The sequence below is a fragment of the Paraburkholderia dinghuensis genome (assembly GCF_003837865.1).
Taxonomy (GTDB): Bacteria; Pseudomonadota; Gammaproteobacteria; order Burkholderiales; family Burkholderiaceae; genus Paraburkholderia; species Paraburkholderia dinghuensis.
On record NZ_RQIS01000006.1, the window covers coordinates 1 to 17,881 of the forward strand.

At 60.6% G+C, this 17,881-nt stretch carries 12 protein-coding genes and 1 pseudogene; 7 read left to right on the top strand and 6 right to left on the bottom strand.

The features are described 5' to 3' along the window. Window positions 1-112 precede the first annotated feature (112 nt). Window positions 113-361 (bottom strand): annotated as a pseudogene (locus D1Y85_RS09455) (transposase); the annotation flags it as partial. 832 nt (window positions 362-1,193) lie between these two features. Here D1Y85_RS09455 and D1Y85_RS09460 point away from each other — a divergent pair. The 4 genes from D1Y85_RS09460 to D1Y85_RS09475 all read left to right on the top strand — a co-directional run bounded on the left by D1Y85_RS09460 (window position 1,194) and on the right by D1Y85_RS09475 (window position 8,754). Beyond that, window positions 1,194-3,302 carry a glycoside hydrolase family 28 protein gene (locus D1Y85_RS09460; protein ID WP_124150798.1) on the top strand — a complete coding sequence of 703 codons (2,109 nt, stop codon included), beginning with the start codon at window positions 1,194-1,196 and terminating at the stop codon, window positions 3,300-3,302. Window positions 3,303-3,616: 314 nt separating this feature from the next. Next, window positions 3,617-5,992 (top strand): bifunctional diguanylate cyclase/phosphodiesterase, encoded by a 2,376-nt coding sequence (locus D1Y85_RS09465; RefSeq protein WP_124150799.1) that lies wholly within the window; start codon window positions 3,617-3,619, stop codon window positions 5,990-5,992. Window positions 5,993-6,318: 326 nt separating this feature from the next. Next, window positions 6,319-8,052: a GGDEF domain-containing protein gene (locus D1Y85_RS09470; RefSeq protein ID WP_124150800.1), complete on the top strand. Its 1,734-nt coding sequence runs from the start codon at window positions 6,319-6,321 to the stop codon at window positions 8,050-8,052. Window positions 8,053-8,202: 150 nt separating this feature from the next. Further along, complete coding sequence (locus tag D1Y85_RS09475) at window positions 8,203-8,754, top strand: aspartate carbamoyltransferase (RefSeq protein WP_124150801.1); 552 nt, start codon at window positions 8,203-8,205, stop codon at window positions 8,752-8,754. 89 nt (window positions 8,755-8,843) lie between these two features. On the opposite strand, the gene D1Y85_RS09480 is transcribed toward D1Y85_RS09475, so the two are convergent. The 5 genes from D1Y85_RS09480 to D1Y85_RS09500 all read right to left on the bottom strand — a co-directional run bounded on the left by D1Y85_RS09480 (window position 8,844) and on the right by D1Y85_RS09500 (window position 12,387). After that, on the bottom strand, window positions 8,844-9,185 hold the full coding sequence (locus tag D1Y85_RS09480) for a hypothetical protein (protein ID WP_246024842.1): 342 nt from the start codon (window positions 9,183-9,185) through the stop codon (window positions 8,844-8,846). Further along, window positions 9,073-9,669, bottom strand: coding sequence for a LysR substrate-binding domain-containing protein (locus tag D1Y85_RS27490; protein WP_246024843.1), 597 nt, complete (start codon window positions 9,667-9,669; stop codon window positions 9,073-9,075). The genes D1Y85_RS09480 and D1Y85_RS27490 overlap by 113 nt, the downstream gene beginning before the upstream one ends. Then, window positions 9,611-10,873, bottom strand: a complete 1,263-nt coding sequence (locus tag D1Y85_RS09490; protein ID WP_124150803.1) for an MFS transporter — start codon at window positions 10,871-10,873, stop codon at window positions 9,611-9,613. The genes D1Y85_RS27490 and D1Y85_RS09490 overlap by 59 nt, the downstream gene beginning before the upstream one ends. Window positions 10,874-10,886: 13 nt before the next feature. Then, window positions 10,887-11,339: a MarR family winged helix-turn-helix transcriptional regulator gene (locus D1Y85_RS09495; RefSeq protein WP_124150804.1), complete on the bottom strand. Its 453-nt coding sequence runs from the start codon at window positions 11,337-11,339 to the stop codon at window positions 10,887-10,889. Between the two features lie 223 nt (window positions 11,340-11,562). Next, window positions 11,563-12,387, bottom strand: a complete 825-nt coding sequence (locus tag D1Y85_RS09500) for an isocitrate lyase/PEP mutase family protein (RefSeq protein ID WP_124150805.1) — start codon at window positions 12,385-12,387, stop codon at window positions 11,563-11,565. Between the two features lie 544 nt (window positions 12,388-12,931). On the opposite strand from D1Y85_RS09500, the gene D1Y85_RS09505 reads away from it, so the two are divergent. The 3 genes from D1Y85_RS09505 to D1Y85_RS09515 all read left to right on the top strand — a co-directional run bounded on the left by D1Y85_RS09505 (window position 12,932) and on the right by D1Y85_RS09515 (window position 17,853). Further along, window positions 12,932-14,308 carry an MFS transporter gene (locus tag D1Y85_RS09505; RefSeq protein ID WP_124150806.1) on the top strand — a complete coding sequence of 459 codons (1,377 nt, stop codon included), beginning with the start codon at window positions 12,932-12,934 and terminating at the stop codon, window positions 14,306-14,308. Window positions 14,309-14,634: 326 nt separating this feature from the next. Then, window positions 14,635-15,696, top strand: coding sequence for a beta-propeller fold lactonase family protein (locus D1Y85_RS09510; protein WP_124150807.1), 1,062 nt, complete (start codon window positions 14,635-14,637; stop codon window positions 15,694-15,696). A 474-nt stretch (window positions 15,697-16,170) separates the two neighbouring features. Continuing rightward, window positions 16,171-17,853: a pyrroloquinoline quinone-dependent dehydrogenase gene (locus D1Y85_RS09515; protein WP_246024865.1), complete on the top strand. Its 1,683-nt coding sequence runs from the start codon at window positions 16,171-16,173 to the stop codon at window positions 17,851-17,853. Window positions 17,854-17,881 lie beyond the last annotated feature (28 nt).

The following is a 17,881-nucleotide window of genomic DNA, read 5'->3' on the forward strand; positions in this document are numbered from 1 at the left end:
ACTGAACAAAATCGCGGCGCGACTCAATGAAAGGCCCAGAAAGACATTGGGCTTCATGTCTCCGGCCGATAAACTACGCGAGGCTGTTTCAGCGACTCATTGAACCTACCGCGGCTTTTTTTAGAATGTCACGCTCCTCGGTCACGCGCTTGAGTTCTGCCTTCAGCCGCCGTATCTCGGCGTTCTGGTTAAGCTCAGCCTGCTGCACGACGTCCGGCTTCCCGAACTTCATCTTCCAGGCATACAGGCTGTGGGTCGTGACGCCCAACCTCTGCGCCACATCCGCCACCGAATGACCGCGCTCGCTCACCTGCTTGACTGCCTCAATCTTGAATTCATCCGTGTACCGCTTGCTGCTCATATAGACCCCTTCGATTGCCAGAAATTATGGCTCAAAGGTGTCTACGAATGGCTGGCCGGTCCATTCCGCCTTGCGGCATCGACCAGTTTTGCGCTCACGTGACTACGATATGAAACACCGGACCCATCCGTGAAATCGAATGGGTTCCAGCAGGGAGCCACCGCGAGGCAGGGCTCCCCGCGCCTGTCTGCCGCCGGGCCTGCACCGTCGCGTTCGGGTCTGATAACGTCTGCGTCGCCGCGTGTGGACGGCTTCGCGACATGGCTCGAAACCTTTGCTGAGCTCATCAAGTCGAGTGACAGCGGCAAGCGGCTCCCGTTCATCCTGCAGGACCTGACCGACCGCGTACTAAGGACGACGCTGCGCGTGAGCCATGCGAGAAGCTCAGCTTCGTCGACGGTTTGCACAGTGCGGCGCCGAAACCCGACGAAATGTAAGCGCTACATGAAGACCGTTCGCACGGCGGCGGTCGCGAGCGCACCGCCGCAAGGATTGCCCATGGTGTCTGACAAATTTTCCACGCCGTAAGCTCCTTGTATCTATTGGTGGCAAGGGACATCACCAGGATAAATGTGATTGACGATCTCGATGTCGTCAGACAACAATATCTCGGGTGATCGAGCCAGCCGCTTCTGATCGATCTCTTCGCTGTAACTGCGTATCTTCCGTTGGCACTAGCGTCGCCACGCGGCCCCACGGCCGTTGTCGTTCGATTACCTTCTCAGTGATGCAAAATAGGAGAACGAATCAAATGGAAACGCATGACAAAGACGATCCCCCGTTAACCAGATCCTTCACCGATGTGCCAGCTTCCCCCGGCCGGCGCGCTTTCATGGCCTTTGCCGGTGTGTCCGCAGGCGCAACCCTTCTGGGGGCCAGCCGCGCGGCAGCGGCAGCAGACTCAATGCTTTCAATTACGCCTTCCGCTGGAGGCCAACCTTCGGCACATCCCGGCGGCGACCCGATCTGGGGCCCGGACGGACAGGCCGCGGCCATCCTGAAGAAACTTGCGCACGTCAATCCCTCGATGTTCGCCCACACCGGCGAGTTTCACGTAACGAGCTACGGGGCGCGCCCACTTCCAGCCTCAGCGTTGCTTGCGTCGACCGCGTGGCCGGGCGGCACCATTCCATGGGTGAACGGGACGGAAGCGACCAATTTTCCGGCTAACGACCGGCAAAGCCCAGGCTCGAACGTGATGGTGCCGTGCGAGTACACGGGCACGCAGTACGACTCGTGCGCCGCGTTCAATGCCGCGATCGTCGACGCGAGTCGCGCTGGCGGCGGCCGCGTGGTGGTGCCGGCCGGCAACTGGTATTGCGGTGGACCGATCGTGCTCCTGAGCCATGTGAATTTCCATCTGTCATCGGGCTGTACGATCTATTTCAGCCCGAACCCGGCGGACTACGCGAAGAGCGGCCCGTACACGACGCCGAACGGCAATCTGTATCACACGCGCTGGCAGGCAAACGATTGCCTGAATTTCGGCTCGCCGATCTATGCGTTCGGCCAGACCAACATTGCCCTTACCGCCGACGACAACACCTGCGTGCTGAACGGTCAGGCGATGACGCCGATGCAGTTGAGCAAACAGCCGCCGACCTCGTGCTGGTGGACCTACAAGGGAAGCAGCAATACGTACGGATGTGCGGGATCGTCGACGCCGTCGCAGGCTTTTGTGAATCCGAACAACGTCCCACTCACAAGCCTCCCCGCATCGCTGATTCAGAATCCGCAGGCAAACGTTTCCTTTACGAACCAGTACGGTGTGACGACTTCGCTAATGACGCTGCTCACGGGCACGGGCTGGAATCAGGACCAGAACTATCTGCCTGCGCTGTCCGAACTGCGCGTGCCGTTCCAGGACCGCATCTTCGGCAACGGACACTTTCTGCGTCCGTGCATGATCGAGCTCATCGGGTGCACGAACGTGCTCCTGCAGAACTACCACACGCAGAACACGCCGTTCTGGCAGCACCACCCGACCGATTGCACGAATGTGGTGATCGACGGCGTATTCGCCGACAGCGTCGGGCCGAACAACGACGGTTTCGATCCGGACGCGTGCAACTACGTGCTGGTGCAGAACGTTCAGTTCAATACCGGTGACGACTGTATCGCGATGAAGTCCGGCAAGTATCTCGACACTGAATATGGTCCGATGCAGAACATCGTCGTGCAGAACTGCACGATGCAAAGCGGCCACGGCGGTCTCACGATCGGCAGTGAAATGAGCGCGGGCGTGCAGAATGTCTACGCGCGCAATCTGACGATGGAAAACGAGAATTGGGCGACGAATCCGCTGAATATCGCGCTGCGGTTCAAGTCCAACATGAATCGCGGCGGGTTCATCAACAACGTCTGGATCAACGGCGTGACGCTGGCCAACGGCGTGAATCTGGCGGGGAAGTACGGCGGCGGCTCGCTGGGTTCGCAGGGCTCGCAGTACAAGATTGCCGGTTCGGGAACGACCGGCCTCGCGCCGAATCCTTCGACCGGGCAGGGTGGATTGATCACGTTCGACTGCGATTACAGCCCGTCCGGCGATGCGGTGCGCTGGAGTCCGTCGGTGATCAGCAACATCAACATCACGAACGTGAACGCGAGCAACGTGTCGGGCCCGGTGTCGTACTCGATGCCTTCGGGCTTCGTCGCCGGGTCGAACTCGTGCTTCCAGGCGCTCGTCATGCAGGGTCCCGAGGGAGTCGACTATAACGGTCCGGTGCCAGTGCCGACCGTGAGTCCGATCAGCGGCGTCACGATCTCGAACTGCAATCTCGGCAACCCGGTGTGCACCGGCGCGTTTCCGACGACACCTTCGACGTCTGCGCAGTCTGCGCCGGGTCCGGTCTTCGTGAGCAATGTGAGCGGCATCAAGTTGAGCAACGTGGTGATCGCGGGCACCACGTACAACACGTCGCTGACCGCACCGGCGACCTGATGCCGACGCACACACGGACGCGGGCAACCGTGTCCGTGTGCGCGGCGACAGCGGTGACATCAAGAGTCGCCCGTTCCCGGTCAATCTGATCATCCTCACGCAACCGGCGAAGCATCGCCCGATGCAGTTGCTCCCGCACGCCTGCGGCCTGCCAGTGTTTCATACGGACGGAAGACATTTTTCCACGGGGAATCGACGCTGGGATAAGATGTGTAGCTAAAAGCAGGCGCCGATTGCATCGGCGTGGGCATCTCGAACTCCACATCCCGAGAAGCCCAAAGCGATAAACAGATAAAAACGTGGAGACGGGGAAAATGGCCTTCGGTTCTTTAAGAGCACGATTGCTGCTGCTGCTTGCTGCCGTTTTTGCGATTCTGGTGGTCACTGACGTTTACCAGGCATTGGAGCGCAGGCGTTCGGATACCCATTACATTGTTGACGGGTTGCAGGCCCAGGCGAGATTGATCGCGGAGCAGCAGGGCGACGCCGTACGCCGCACGGAAAGCTTTCTGGAGTTCATGACCGCCAGTCTGAACGCATCCAGACTGGCCGCGGATCCGGCTTGCGCATCAAAGTTGCAGGCGTATATTCGCGACGATGAGTACCTCGCAAACGTTTTTTTTGCCGATCTGAACGGCAGGGTTATCTGCGAAGCGCGCCTCACCACTTCGCCAGTGAGCGTTCGAGATAGAGCGTATTACCTGAGCGCATTTAAAACCCCGAGCGTGGTTGCCGGAGAACCGGTGTTCGGTCGTATGTCGGGACGCTGGGTCCTTCCGTTCGCACGCCGGTATCTGAATGCCAACGGGGAAATCGGTGGTGTGCTCGTCGTCGCGCTTGATTTGGGCTGGGTGAGCCAGACCTTGAAAGATGCCACCCCATCCAATGGAGTATTTCGGTCCCTCGTTACGTCAAAGGGCATCGTGCTGGCGCACCAACCTGACCCGAATAAATGGATCGGCAGGGACGCCAGCGGCTTCCCTGGCTTCAAGAAGCTGTTGGCGCTGAATGGCGATGGTACGGCCGAAGCGTCGGCTCGCGAGACTCACGATGGAATACCGAAAATCTACACCTTTGTCCCGTTCGCAAAAACGAATAACGACACCATCTATCTCTGGCAGGGTTTTCCCAAGGAAATCGCCACCGCGAAGGCAAATAACCAGTTCCAGTCGGCGCTTGAGCTTGTCGGTGTGCTGGTGCTCGCGTCCTTTTTCCTGGCGTGGTTCGGCGGATATCATCTCCTGGTTCGTCCGATCGAGGCCGTAGTTCAGGCTGCGCGCCGCATTGCCGGCGGGGACCTGAATGCTCGCACCGGCCTTTCGCACTCCTCACACGAAATCGGGCAGCTGGCCGGCGCCTTTGACACGATGGCGGGCCAGGTGGCCCGCATTGACGTATTGACCGGCTTGCCCAATCTCCGATCGTTCGAAGCATCGCTCGCCTCGCTGCTGGATGACGCTACAAGGCAGCACGCAAGGATCGCGGTGATCCGCCTGCAGATCCGGGAGTTCGACCATATCGTCGGGGCACATGGGCTCGCGCACAGTGTCGACGTGAGCAGGCTCGCAGGGCAGCGCCTTCAGCGCGTTGTCGGCAACGCAGGCATTCTGGCGCGCGTTGGGGACGGCAATTTTGCCGGTGCGTTTCCGGCAGTTCGCGACGCTATTCAGGCTATTCGTCTGGTCGAGAACATTCAGGCCGTTGAGCGGGAGCCGATCGATATCGGTGGTCTTTCCGTGACCATCAAGATGTGCTTCGGGGTCAGCTTCTTTCCGGAAGACGGCCGCTCAGCCGACGATCTGCTTCAGAGCGCCGGCATGGCGTTGAACCTGGCGCATAAATCCGCCATCTCCGATTTGCTCTTCTATGAGCAGGAAATGAATGCGCGGCAACTGAAGCGGATCAAACGACCGGTCGAAATGCGCCAGGCCATCGAGGAGCAAAGCTTCGAATTGCACTACCAGCCGCAGCAGGCGCTGAATACCGGCCGACTGGTTGGGGTGGAGGCACTCGTGCGATGGAATCACGCGGAGGAAGGGCAGATTTCTCCCGCGGAATTTATCGGCCTTGCCGAGGAATCGGGCCTCATTATTCCTTTGGGCGACTGGATATTGCAGCGAGCCGTCACACAGTTGGCCGAGTGGCGAAGCGCCCACCCTGCCTTGTCGAACCTTGTGATGGCCGTAAATATTTCGGCGATTCAACTGGCGTGTCCCGACTTTCAGGACAAGCTCGTGCGGCTGCTGGCGCAGAGCGGCCTTCCTCCCGGGAATCTGGAGCTGGAAATCACTGAGAGCGTGTTGATGAGTGCTTCCAGCGAGCCCGAAAAGATCGTCCGTCAATTAAAGGACGTCGGTGTTCTTCTGTCGATCGATGATTTCGGTACCGGATATTCCTCGCTTTCCTACCTGAAGCATCTCGCCGCGGACAAGCTCAAGATCGACAAGAGCTTTGTCGATAACGTGATATCCGACCCGGACGACATGGCAATCGTCGAGGCGACGATTGCCATGGCGCACAAGCTTGGCCTGGCGGTCATCGCGGAGGGGGTTGAATCGGCAGGTCAGGCTGATGAACTGGAGCGCCTCGGTTGCGACCAGATACAGGGCTATCTGCTCAGCAAACCGATGCCTGCCGGACCCGCCCTTGAGTTTCTCTGCAAGGCATTGAACGAGACCGATAAAAAGTGAAGCCGACGTTCGTATGTTCAGGCGCCGTCGTTCACCGTGCGAGAAGCTGCATGAACCCGTCCCGGATCACGGACGATGAACATCACATCGTTGATTTTTCACGCATTTATGCCAGACAGCCGTACGCCATAGAAATTGCCTCCAGAGCTATGCCATTTTTTAACAAGCCATCTCCGACTCAATTGCTGCAAGACTGGCTCATTGTCCGGCAGCCAAAGCATACGTCTGTAAAACGCGTGGCTACGGAAAGCGAAAAGCAGGGGAGCCGGTCCGCAGGGTCAAACGGACCTGACGATGCCGTGAAATGATTGACGCCGAGTCATGCTATGGGCCTTAAATTCAAAATAACTCTTCTGACTTTGCTGGTGTTCGCTGCGACAGCGGTGGCCGCGATCTGGATGACCAGAAGCATGTTGATCGAGGTAATGGAGGACTGGGGCAGGCGATTTGCTGAGCACCAGGTACGTCATTACCAGACACAAGTATTGGAACCGATTGCGCACGACCTGAGCATCGCGAAGGAAATGGCGCGCGCGCCGGAAATTGTGGACTGGGCCGCTGATCCAGATAACGAGAACAAGAAGCGTACGGCATTAGTGACGATGGAAGCTTACAGGCGTCGCTTCCGCGATCATTCGTGGTTTATGGCAATGTCCAAAGGCGGCGGCTATTACTACAACAATCAAGCCGGAGACTTCGCGGGAAAGGAGTTGCGCTATACGCTCGACAAGAACTTCCCGAGGGACCAGTGGTTTTTCACACTGCTTCGACAATCCCGTGACGTCCAGGTAAATGTCGATACGGATGCTCACCTTGGCGTTACGAATGTCTGGCTCAATCTGCAGATTCGCGACAAAAGCGGAAACGACGTGCTGGCGATTGGCGGCACGGGATTCAATCTTGTCAATTTTATTGGCGACCGCGATCTATCTGGTGGCGACGGGGTAGACAGCCTGTTGGTCGACAAGGACGGCGCAATCCAGATTAGTCGTGACTTGACGCGTATCGACTTCGCTTCGCTCACGCATGAACCGGCAAGGGAAAAGACGATATTTTCGTGGGTAGCTTCGCCCAATGAGGCGCGCGAGATTCGAGAGAGAATGGACCGCGTACTTTCCGGTGCAACCAGCTTCGAAATAGTACCGGTACACATCGGAGGCCGGAAGTTTTTGATAGGCCTGGCCGCACTGCGCGACATTGGCTGGGTCGAAGTGACAATACTCGATCTTTCAAAATTGCTTCCCGGGTCTAGCCTGGAACGTGTAACCACGACCTTGCTCGTGGCGATGCTGCTATTGCTGACCTGCTGGTACTGGATTCTTCGGAGGTCGGTATTCCAGCCCCTGACGCAAATGCGTACCGCCATGTCAAAAGTGGCAGCCGGTGAAAAGGTCAACATGCATGCGGAGGCGATGCCGGTCCGCGAAATGCGAGAACTTTTTCAGCAATTTTCGGAAATGGCGGAGGCGGTACAACGATCGCGACAACACCTCGAGACCGAGGTAAAGGCGAGAACGATAGAACTGGAGAAGTTGAAGGACGCGGCAGAACGCCAGGCGCGTATGGATGCCCTTACTGGCCTGGCCAACCGACTGGCTTTTCATGAAGTTTCCGGCGAGTTGGCGCAGTTGTCGAAGCACTCCGAGAGACCTCTATCGCTCGTCATGATTGATATAGACAACTTCAAGAGTATCAACGACAAATGGGGCCATGATGCCGGCGATGCCGTACTCAGGACCGTCGCTGACCTTCTGGCTTCGAGCGTTCGCCGTAGCGACCTGGCTGCGCGACTAGGGGGCGAAGAGTTCGTCGTCGTGCTCACAGACACTGCCGTAGAAGACGCTCGTGTGTTTTCCGAAAGACTTCGGCTTGACATGATGGATCTGGAAATCAACTTCAACGGTGAGCGAATCCGGTTTACATCGAGCTTCGGTGTCTCCAGCGGAAAAATGTCGGAAATGAGCATCGCGGCCCTGCTCAATCTGGCGGACGCGAGCTTGTACCGTTCGAAAAATGCCGGCCGGAATCGAGTCACGGTTGATGTCGATTTGATCGCCTGAATGTTCCGTGTTCGAGGCGGGGTTGGGATTCACGCCAACTGCTATTGGGCTGAAGCTCGACAGGAATGCCAGGGGGTACTCAGGCAGGCGCAATCCCGTCGACAGATTACTGCCGCCAGATTTCGCGCGTTCTTTAGATTGGAGTGATCCGTGAGACGTCGTTCAGCCAACGTGATTGCGGCATCGACTGCCGTTTTGCTCGGTGCCACCGTTCTTTCGCCGCTGGCAATTGCCGAAGTGACGGTACACGAAAGGGATGTTGCGCAACGCGGGGCGCGCGTGATGCCATTCACCCTTGCGGCGACCACCCACATCTTTACAAAGATGGCCGATGGCGGAGTCCAGCAAGTCGTCACGAAGCATCACGATCCGAAGCAGGCTGCGCTGATTCGCGAGCATTTGGCCGTAATCGCCCGACAATTCTCGGCAGGCGATTTCGAGGCCCCGGAGCAGATCCACGGCAAAGACATGCCGGGATTGGCTGCGCTGCGTACCGCGCAGCCGGGCGAACTGAAGATTGACTATCGCGACTTGCCCGATGGAGGCGAAATCGTCTATCGCACGGATGAGCCTCGCCTTGTCGCTGCACTGCACGCGTGGTTCGATGCCCAGGTATCCGATCACGGCCACGATGCGATGATGGAGCGCGATCCTGGCATGATGATGCACCACCACCCAACGGACGCTGCGACGACGGAATAGGTTGCGCATAGGATCAGGATTCGACGGGCTTACAAGGTCAGCAACGCACCGAATGTTGCACACCTGCAGCGATCTCTCGCGACGCGCATTCAGCGGCGCTCAGTAATCGGACCCTCGGCATTCACGCGCCCGACGGCAACGGCTGCGCCGCCGACGTTGATAGGGCCATGCACTACCAGATCGCCATGCACGATCAGTGGGCCGTGCACGGTCAGCGGGCCATAAAACGTGTTTTCTCCCCAGTGCCTGCTTGCAGCAGGATCGCCCGCGTAAATCCGTTCAATTGAAGCCGCCGTGATCGGCCCGTGGGCGTCGACGTCACCGGCGACCGTCAATGAGCCATCGACGGTTAACGGCCCGCGAACGTCGAGCGACCCGGTGATGCTGAGCGGCCCCGTGCCAACGGGCTCGGCATACGCTGAAGCGAACAAAGTGGAGAAAGCAAGCAGAACCAGGCCTGCTGCGCTGCCTCGCATCAACTTCGATGTCATGGTGTTTCCGAGCCTCGCGATGAAGCCATTCACGTTGTCGGCTGGCGCAACTCGCATGCCCGTGCGCGACGACTTCACGTAACGCTTCGCGGCTCCCGATTTCCATTGCTGCGCGGGCGGTAAGACCTGCGCCCTTCCGCGCGTCTTCGAGCGCGCGCCGCATGGTCGAACCGGGCTCGCGCATCAGGAGCGGTTTGCCTGCGAATTCATTCAAAGTAATCGACGTGCACGCGGCGTAGCGGTGCGCTGTGTTGACGAACGCAATCACGGGACACGACCCGTAGGGTTGCGTGCAATAGCGCTCGTCTTCGAATGCTCGGGCCTTTCGGCGCTTTGGCCCGTCTGCCACGAGGCATGAACCCGCGTCACAGGGCGTCGCGCTTGCCTTCGGTACCCGGCAGTTCGCCGGTGTGAAGATGCGCATCGCGCCGCATCGCGCGGATGGCCACGAACGCTGCGGCGAACCCCGAAGCGGCGCCCACGGCGAGCGCCCAGCGCGGGCCGCAATGATCGGCGATCCAGCCGACGATCGGCGCGCCGATGGGCGTGCCGCCGAGCGCCACCCCGAGGCGGATCGCCAGCACGCGTCCGCGCATCGCAGGCTCCGTCGAGAGCTGCATGAGGCTGTTGGTCGTCGTCGTGAGCGTCAGCGCCGCGATGCCGATGAGCACAAGCGCCGCGCCGAACCACGCGTAACCGGGCGCGACTGCTGCAAGCGCGCAGCCTGCGCCGAACACAATGGAGCCCGTGAGGAGCGAGCTGAAGCGCGGCATGCTGCGCCGCGCGCCGAAGAGCGCGCCGGTCACGGTGCCGACCGCCATCAGCGAGGAGAGCAGGCCGTAGCCGCTGGCATCGGTGTGAAAGACGCGTACGGCCATCGTCGAAATGAAGATCGGAAAGTTAAGGCCGAACGTGCCGATCAGCGCGAGCATGATGACAATCGCCTTGAGGTCGGGACGCGACCACACGTAGCGAAGACCCGCCGTCATGTTGCCGCGCGCGGGATGGGCGCGCTCGCGCACGCGGAGTTCCTGGGCGCGCAGGCGTGTGAGCGAGATCAGCACGGCGACGAACGACAGGCCGTTGAGCAGGAACGCCCACCCCACGCCCACCGACGCAATCACGACGCCGGCCACGGCAGGGCCGATCATGCGCGCTGCGTTGAACGAGGTGGAGTTGAGGGCGACGGCGTTCGACAGGTCGCCGTCTGCGACCAGTTCGGAGACGAAAGTCTGGCGCACCGGCGCGTCGAATGCTGCCGTGCAGCCGAACAGGAACGCGAACACGTAGACGTGCCACAACTGCACGACTCCCGTGACGGTCAACACGCCGAGAACGAGCGCGAGTGCGCCGAGCGTGGCCTGCGTGGTCATGAGCAGCTTGCGCTGGTTGAAATGATCGGCGGCGTAGCCGGACCACGGCAGGAACAGCAACTGCGGACCGAACTGCAGCCCCATGACGATGCCCACCGCAGCCGCACTGTGGTGCGTGAGCCCCGTGAGGACGAGCCAGTCCTGCGCCGTGCGCTGCATCCACGTGCCGATGTTCGACACGATCGCGCCGGTCGCCCACACGCGGTAGTTGAAGCTGCGCAGCGAACGAAAGACGCCGGCCGACGATGTGCTCATGCGGGGTCCTGTGTCAGTCGTCGACGAGTCGCTGAAGCAGGTCCAGCGCAGCCGCGAGTTCCCGCTGTTCGTCCTCGTTCAGGCGTGCCTCGATCGTGCGCGAGAGCCAGTCCTGGCGCTTCGCCCGGCCTTCGCGTAACCACTTGGCGCACGCGTCGGTGAGCGACCAGAGGGTCTGGCGACCGTCGTCCGGATCGGGCGCGCCGCTCAGCAGGCCCGCGCCGTCAAGCTGCGCGATCACCGCGCCCATCGATTGCGGACGCATGCCCTCGGCGCGCGCGAGACTCGATACGGTGCCCGATCCCTCGCGTTCGAGGCGGACAAGTACCGCGATTTGTGATGGCGTGAACTCGCCGGGGTTCGCTTGCTCACGAAGGCGGCGTCGGATCTTGCCCATCAGGGCTCGAATTTCGCTGGCGAGCTGGGCGGAAAGGTCGGCTTCGGTCGGGACGTTGCGGCGGGTCATGGCCGCATTGTAGGAGATGTGAAGGTTAACTTCAAAGTTTTACTTCACATGTCGACCAGGTTTTGGTCGGCGCCTTCGCGGGGCCGTCTTGCGCGGGCGAGATAAGATCGGCGCGACAGCGGAGCGGCGCTAACCGGACCGCTCATCGCCTCCAGGACCCGCGCCTTGTGCTGTCACCGTGACGCTTGCCGCGGCGCGGCGCGCGAGGTCGTGCCGAGTCGTGTTATTGGCCGGCGCTGAAAAGCTCGTTGATCTGCGCGCCTGCTGCGGCGCCCTCAAAGCCATCGAAGCGGCCTTCGGCCAGCGACTGGGCAGCACGCATGAATCCGCCCCACGCGGCGCGCGCCAACGCGCCGCCCACGCTCACGCGTCGCACGCCGAGCGCCGCGAGATCCGCGAGCGTCAGTGTCGATACCCAGCCCACGAGCACGTTGACCGGTTTCGGTGCGACGGCGGCCACCACAGCCGAAATCTGCTCACGCGTCTGGATGCCGGGGGCGTAAAGGCAATCGGCGCCTGCGTCCGCGTAGGCGACGAGACGCCGGATTGCATCGTCGAGATCGGGCTTGCCTGCGAAAAAATTCTCCGCGCGCGCGACGAGAACCGTGTCGCCGCCGTGCGCGTCGATCGCGTGGCGCGCGGCCTTGATTCGTTCGACCGCCACTTCGATCGGGAACAGCGGCGCCGACTTGTCGCCGGTCGAGTCCTCGACGGAGAGACCCGCAATGCCCGTTTCGACCGCCAGGCCCACGCTTTGCGCGAGCGCTTCGGGGTCCGCGCCGAAGCCATTTTCGAAGTCGGCGTTCACTGGCAGATCCGTCGCACACACGATGGCGCGCAAATGGGCGAGAACCGACTCGCGGGTGACGGCGTTGTCGGCGTGGCCCGTGGACCACGCGAAGCCTGCGCTGGTGGTGGCGAGCGCCTTGAAGCCGAGGCCCTGCAGATAGCGGGCGCTGCCGGCGTCCCATGGATTGGGCAGCATGAAACAACCGGAGTCGTGAAGCGCGCGGAACGTCGAGCGTTTTTCGGCGGTGGTTTGAGGCATGGGGCGGCTCCTTGTGGAGTAGGGGGCGTGCGAGGGTTAGGGCCGTTCACAGGATAAACGCGGAATCTTTCTTTCGTAGTTGACCAGAAATTGTGCGGCGCAGTGAAAATCGCGGCACACAAATTGCTGCCGAACGTAAGAGGGAAAACTGCAGCGAAGAGCGGTTCGTCCGTGCTACGGGCGTTTCTAACGCATACCTAAATAACGAACGTGACCGGTTCTTACGTGCCGTCGATGCATTGCCGGAAAAAATTCCGAATGTGCGGAGGGTAATAACGACACGGCTGAGTAGAGGCGTATGCTAGAAAACATCTGGTATCCATACTTATTCATAACACCATACGAGGAGACGCGAAGGACAGAACGAAATCAAGTTTCGCCCGGTTGCCGAATCGGGTTCTTGGCGGAGAGCAAGTAGAAAATCGCTTCCGCTTGTTCCGGCGAGATCATCACACCGGCAATTCGACACACTTTCGTGAATTGCCGGAGCCGCTCGCCGTGAGAGTTGTCGATAAATGTATCGCCCTTGTTCTGGAGGTGCGAAATGGCTGCCGACCTATCAGGAGCCGGAACGGCCCGCCTGTCGGAGGAAGAAGCCCAACGCCAGTTGCGCCGCGCAGTAGTTGCCAGCACGATCGGCACGACGATCGAATGGTACGACTTCTTTCTCTACAGCATCGTGACGGGCCTCGTCTTTGCGAAGTTGTATTTCCCTCAATCAGACCCGCTCGTTGGTACGCTGCAGGCCTTTCTGATCTACGCCGTCGGCTTTGTCGCGCGACCGGTTGGCGCCGCTATTTTCGGCCACTATGGCGATCGAGTCGGCCGCAAGGCCACGCTGATCGTGACGCTGCTATTGATGGGCCTCGCCACGTTTGCCGTGGCTTTCGTTCCGACGTACGCGACGATCGGGATTTGGGGTGCCGTCCTGCTCACCGTGCTGCGTTTCATCCAGGGTGTCGGTGTCGGCGGCGAGTGGGGTGGTTCAGTGTTGATGTCGATGGAATGGGCGCGAACCAACAAGCATCGCGGTTTTGTCGCTTCCTGGCCGCAGTTCGGCGTACCGGCGGGGCTGTTCCTTGCGAACCTTGCGGTGCTCGCGACGAGCGAATTCTCCGGCGGCCATTTTTTGGCCTGGGCGTGGCGTGTGCCGTTCTTCCTCAGCATCGTCCTCGTCGCAATCGGGCTTTATATCCGGTTGAATATCCTCGAGACACCGGTCTTCGCGAAGCTGCTCGCCGAGCGCAAGATCGAGAAGACACCGATGCTCGAGGTGATACGCCGCCAGCCGAAAGACATTCTTCTTTCGGCGTTCGTCCGTATGGCGGAGCAGGCGCCGTTCTACATTTTCACCGCCTTCGTGTTCACCTATGGCGTCACGACGCTCGGTGTATCGCGCGACCTTCTGCTGATGGCCGTGCTCGCGGCTGCGGTGGTGGAGTTCTTTACGATCCCGTTCTTCGGCCACATGTCCGATCTGATCGGACGTAAGCGGATGTACATGATCGGCGCAGCTTGCGTCGGTGTGGTCGGCTTCGTCTATTTCACCATGATGGACACCCGGCATCCTGTGTGGATTTTCGCGGCCATCGTGCTTTCGCTGGTACCGCACGCGATGGTGTATGGCCCGCAGGCCGCCTTTATTGCCGAGTCGTTCACGGGGCGGATGCGCTACAGCGGCGCATCGCTTGGCTATCAACTGGCCTCCGTCATCGCTGGCGGACCCGCACCGTTGATCGCGACCGCGCTCTATGCCTACTACCGGTCTGGCTATGCGATCGCGGCGTATATCCTGCTGTGTGCGGTGATCAGCCTGTTTGCCGCCTGGCGTATGGGCGACTACACGAACAAGGATATTTCGCAGGAATACGACGAGGCACATGCATTCGGCGAAAGTGGACATGCTTCGCGGCCGGCATGATCGGTCTCGTTGCGACAAGCGCAGGCCGACACATCCGGTGGCTGATGCGGCCACGCTTCAGCATGCCGATAAGGCATCCGGACAAGCCCTGATAAACCGTGTCCCGGCGCGGTGGCGCATGAATGTCCACCGCGCCGCCCCCCGCAGTGCAACCCGTTGACGGTCCCGATGCCCGTTAAAGCACTGCAGTGCACCGTGCTGCGCTGCACATCCGATTCCGTGTACTGCTGGTATTAACCGGCCCGATGAACTACTTTCATTGAGGCGCAGCGCTTGCCGACGAAAAATCCGATCTAAAACGCGAATCCAGAACGGAGAACAACAACATGCTGGCGACACAATTCCCAATCAGGAAGCCGGTGAAGTTGATCGCGATTGCAGCCGTGTTTGCAGCCCCATTTGAATTGGCCGTTTCTGGCGCCCATGCCGCCACGCCGACCGCCTACGTGACGAGCGAGACAGCGGGCGTCGGCGTGATCGATCTGGATCAGATGAGCCTTGCGAAGACCTTTCCTGTTGGCGCCGATGGCCCGCGCGGACTGAGTCTGAACGCGGACGGCACCCGGCTTCTGCTGGCCAATAAAAATACCGGCGATCTCGCCGTGATCGACACGCAGACCGGCAAGGTCGTGGAGCGCGTGAAGATCGGCAAGAACCCTGAATATGTGCGTGTGCACAACGGGTACGCGTACGTGACCTATGAACCCGGTCAGGCAGGCGGGAAGCCGGGCGCGGACGACGACGACAACGCCCTGCCCGCGGAAATCGCCATCATCGACGAGAAAACCTGGCGCGTGATCCGCTCCGTGAAGAGCGGGCACGAAACGGAAGGTGTCGAGTTTTCCCGCGACGGCACTACGATGCTCGTGACCAATGAAGGCGACGACACGCTCTCGGTGTACGACGCGAACACCGGCGCGCCGTTGAGGACGGTGCCGCTCCCCGCAGGTGGGCGTCCGCGCGGCATCAAGGCGTCGCCGGATGGCAGCCAGTACGTGGTGACGCTCGAATCTTCGAACCGGTTCGTCGTGCTCGACGCTCACGACTTCCACGTGGTAACTACCGTCGATACGAAGCTCGGGCCCTATGGCGTTGCGTTCGATCCAGCCGGCAAGCGCCTGTTCGTCGCTGCCGCTCGTGACGCGACGCTGCAGGTGTTCGATGCGCACAACTACGCACACCTTGCCGATGTGCCGGTCGGGAAGCGTTGCTGGCATTTCAGCTTCACGCCGGACGGCGCGCGCCTGTTGCTCGCGTGCGGCCGCTCGAACGCCGTCTATGTGGTCGACGCGCAGACTTATCAAACGCTTCAGCAGATCGGCGACTTGCCGCTCGCGTGGGGCATCGTCACCTGGCCGACCAGTGCGGGGTCGATCGAATCGCGCTGAGCGGCGGTGTCGACGCATCGTAGCCGGAGTGTGATGGCCGCGCTCGCCGTCGGGTTCGTGAGGTCGGCTGCCGTTGACGTCGAATTGCGTTCGGTACCGCACACAACGACGCATTGCGTTGCCGCTCTAGCCACTGCACCCGTAGAGACAACGTTACGAATCGCGCAATACTGTCTGGAATATTAGTGCCGTGTGGCCTACGCTAAAAAGGTCCGCCTCTACGGCCTGACCGCGCTGGGCGGCTGCCGGTCCTGATTCAACCGCTTTACCAACCACGTCGATATTCAAAGGTTTGCAATCGTGCGCGCTCTGCTCGGAGCGCATCCGGCAGGGTTGTGCCATCCCGCATTCGACGCTTCCGGCGAGGCAGGCGGCGTCGCATTCGCGAGACGAACATCATGGGCAAAAGAACAGGAGACACTCATGCATTCATCCCGCGGTACCCTTTTCGCCTGTATTCCGATCGTCGCGTTGATGCTTGCGGCGTCCGTTGCCCTTGGCGCGGATGAAGTGCAAGGCGGCGCGACGACCACAGCAGCGCCGATGCCGGACGTGCTTGCGCCTGTGACCCAGGCGCAGCTCGACGGGGCGGCACACAATTCCATCGACTGGCTTCACTCGAACGGCTCCTACGACCAGACGCGTTACTTCCCCGGCACGCAGATCAATACGGCGAATGTCGCGAAGTTGCGGCCGGCTTTCATCGTGCAGACCGCCGTCAACGAATCGATGGAAACCGCGCCGATCGTTTCGAACGGCATCATGTTCATCACGACGTCGTTCAATAACGTGTATGCCGTGGACGCGGCGGATGGTAAGGAGTTCTGGCATTACAAACACAAGATGGGGCCGGTCACGACTTTCTGCTGCGGTCCGAACAACCGTGGCGTAGCGATATCGGGCGATCGCCTGTTCATGGGCACACTCGATTCGAAGCTCGTCGCGCTCGACGCGAAAACCGGCAAGCTGCTGTGGGAAAGCCAGATCGGTGACCCGGAGCAGGGCTACTCGGAGACGATGGCGCCGACGGTCGTCGACGACAAGGTGCTGATCGGTACCAACGGTGGCGAGTACGGGATTCGCGGATTCGTCAAAGCGTTTAACGCGGCGGACGGGAAACTGCTGTGGACGTTCTACACGATTCCGGATTCCGGGCAAGAAGGCGTGTGGGCGACCAAGGATGCCACGGGCCGCGACCTGAAGCGCAACATTGACGCCGAGAAAAAACAGCTCGCCGACAAAGGCGGCGATTTCTACAAGACGCTTGGCGGTGGCGTATGGATGGCGCCTGCTGTCGACCGTAAAACGCACACCGTGTTTTTCGCGGTCGGCAATCCGTCGCCGGACCTGTATGGCGCGGTCCGTCCTGGCGACAATCTGTACACGGATTCGCTCGTTGCGATCGATCTCGATTCGGGCAAGTACAAGTGGCATTACCAGTACGTTCCGCATGACGTATGGGATCTCGACGCAGCCAGTCCGCCGATCCTCGTCGACGTTCGCGATGCGTCGGGCAAGATGGTTCCGGCCGTGATCGAAGGCGGCAAGACCGGGCACGTGTATGTCCACGACCGCGCCACCGGCAAGCTGATCCGCTTCTCGCAGGCGATGATCCCGCAGGAGAACATGTGGGTGCTGCCGACCGCCGAGGGCGCGCGGATGTTGCCGGGTGCGAACGGCGGCGTGGAATGGTCGCCGATGGCGTTCTCGCCGAAGACGCGTCTCGCGTATGCCGCGAACCTGCACCAGCCGATGACCTATCAGGTCGAGGAGGCCGCATATCCGGGCGGCAGCAAGCTATGGCTCGGCGGTGCGTTCAAGACGATCCCGACTGAACAGCAATGGGGCAGGCTGGTCGCGGTGAACGTCGACACCGGCAAGATCGCGTGGGCGTACAAAACCGATCAACCCTTGATCGGCGGCGTGCTCGCGACGGCAGGCGGGCTCGTGTTCAATGGCGAGGGCAATGGCCTGTTCCGTGCATTCGATGCATCCAACGGCAAGAAGCTCTGGGAATTCCAGTGCGGTGCGGGCGTTAATGCGCCAGCGGTGTCGTACATGGATCACGGCAAGCAATACGTCGCGGTGGCTGCAGGCGGAAACACGCAGCTCGACTTCAAGCGGGGCAACACGGTCGTGGTCTTCGCGCTTCCGTGAGTGTGCGTTGGGTGTTTGACGTCGAGTC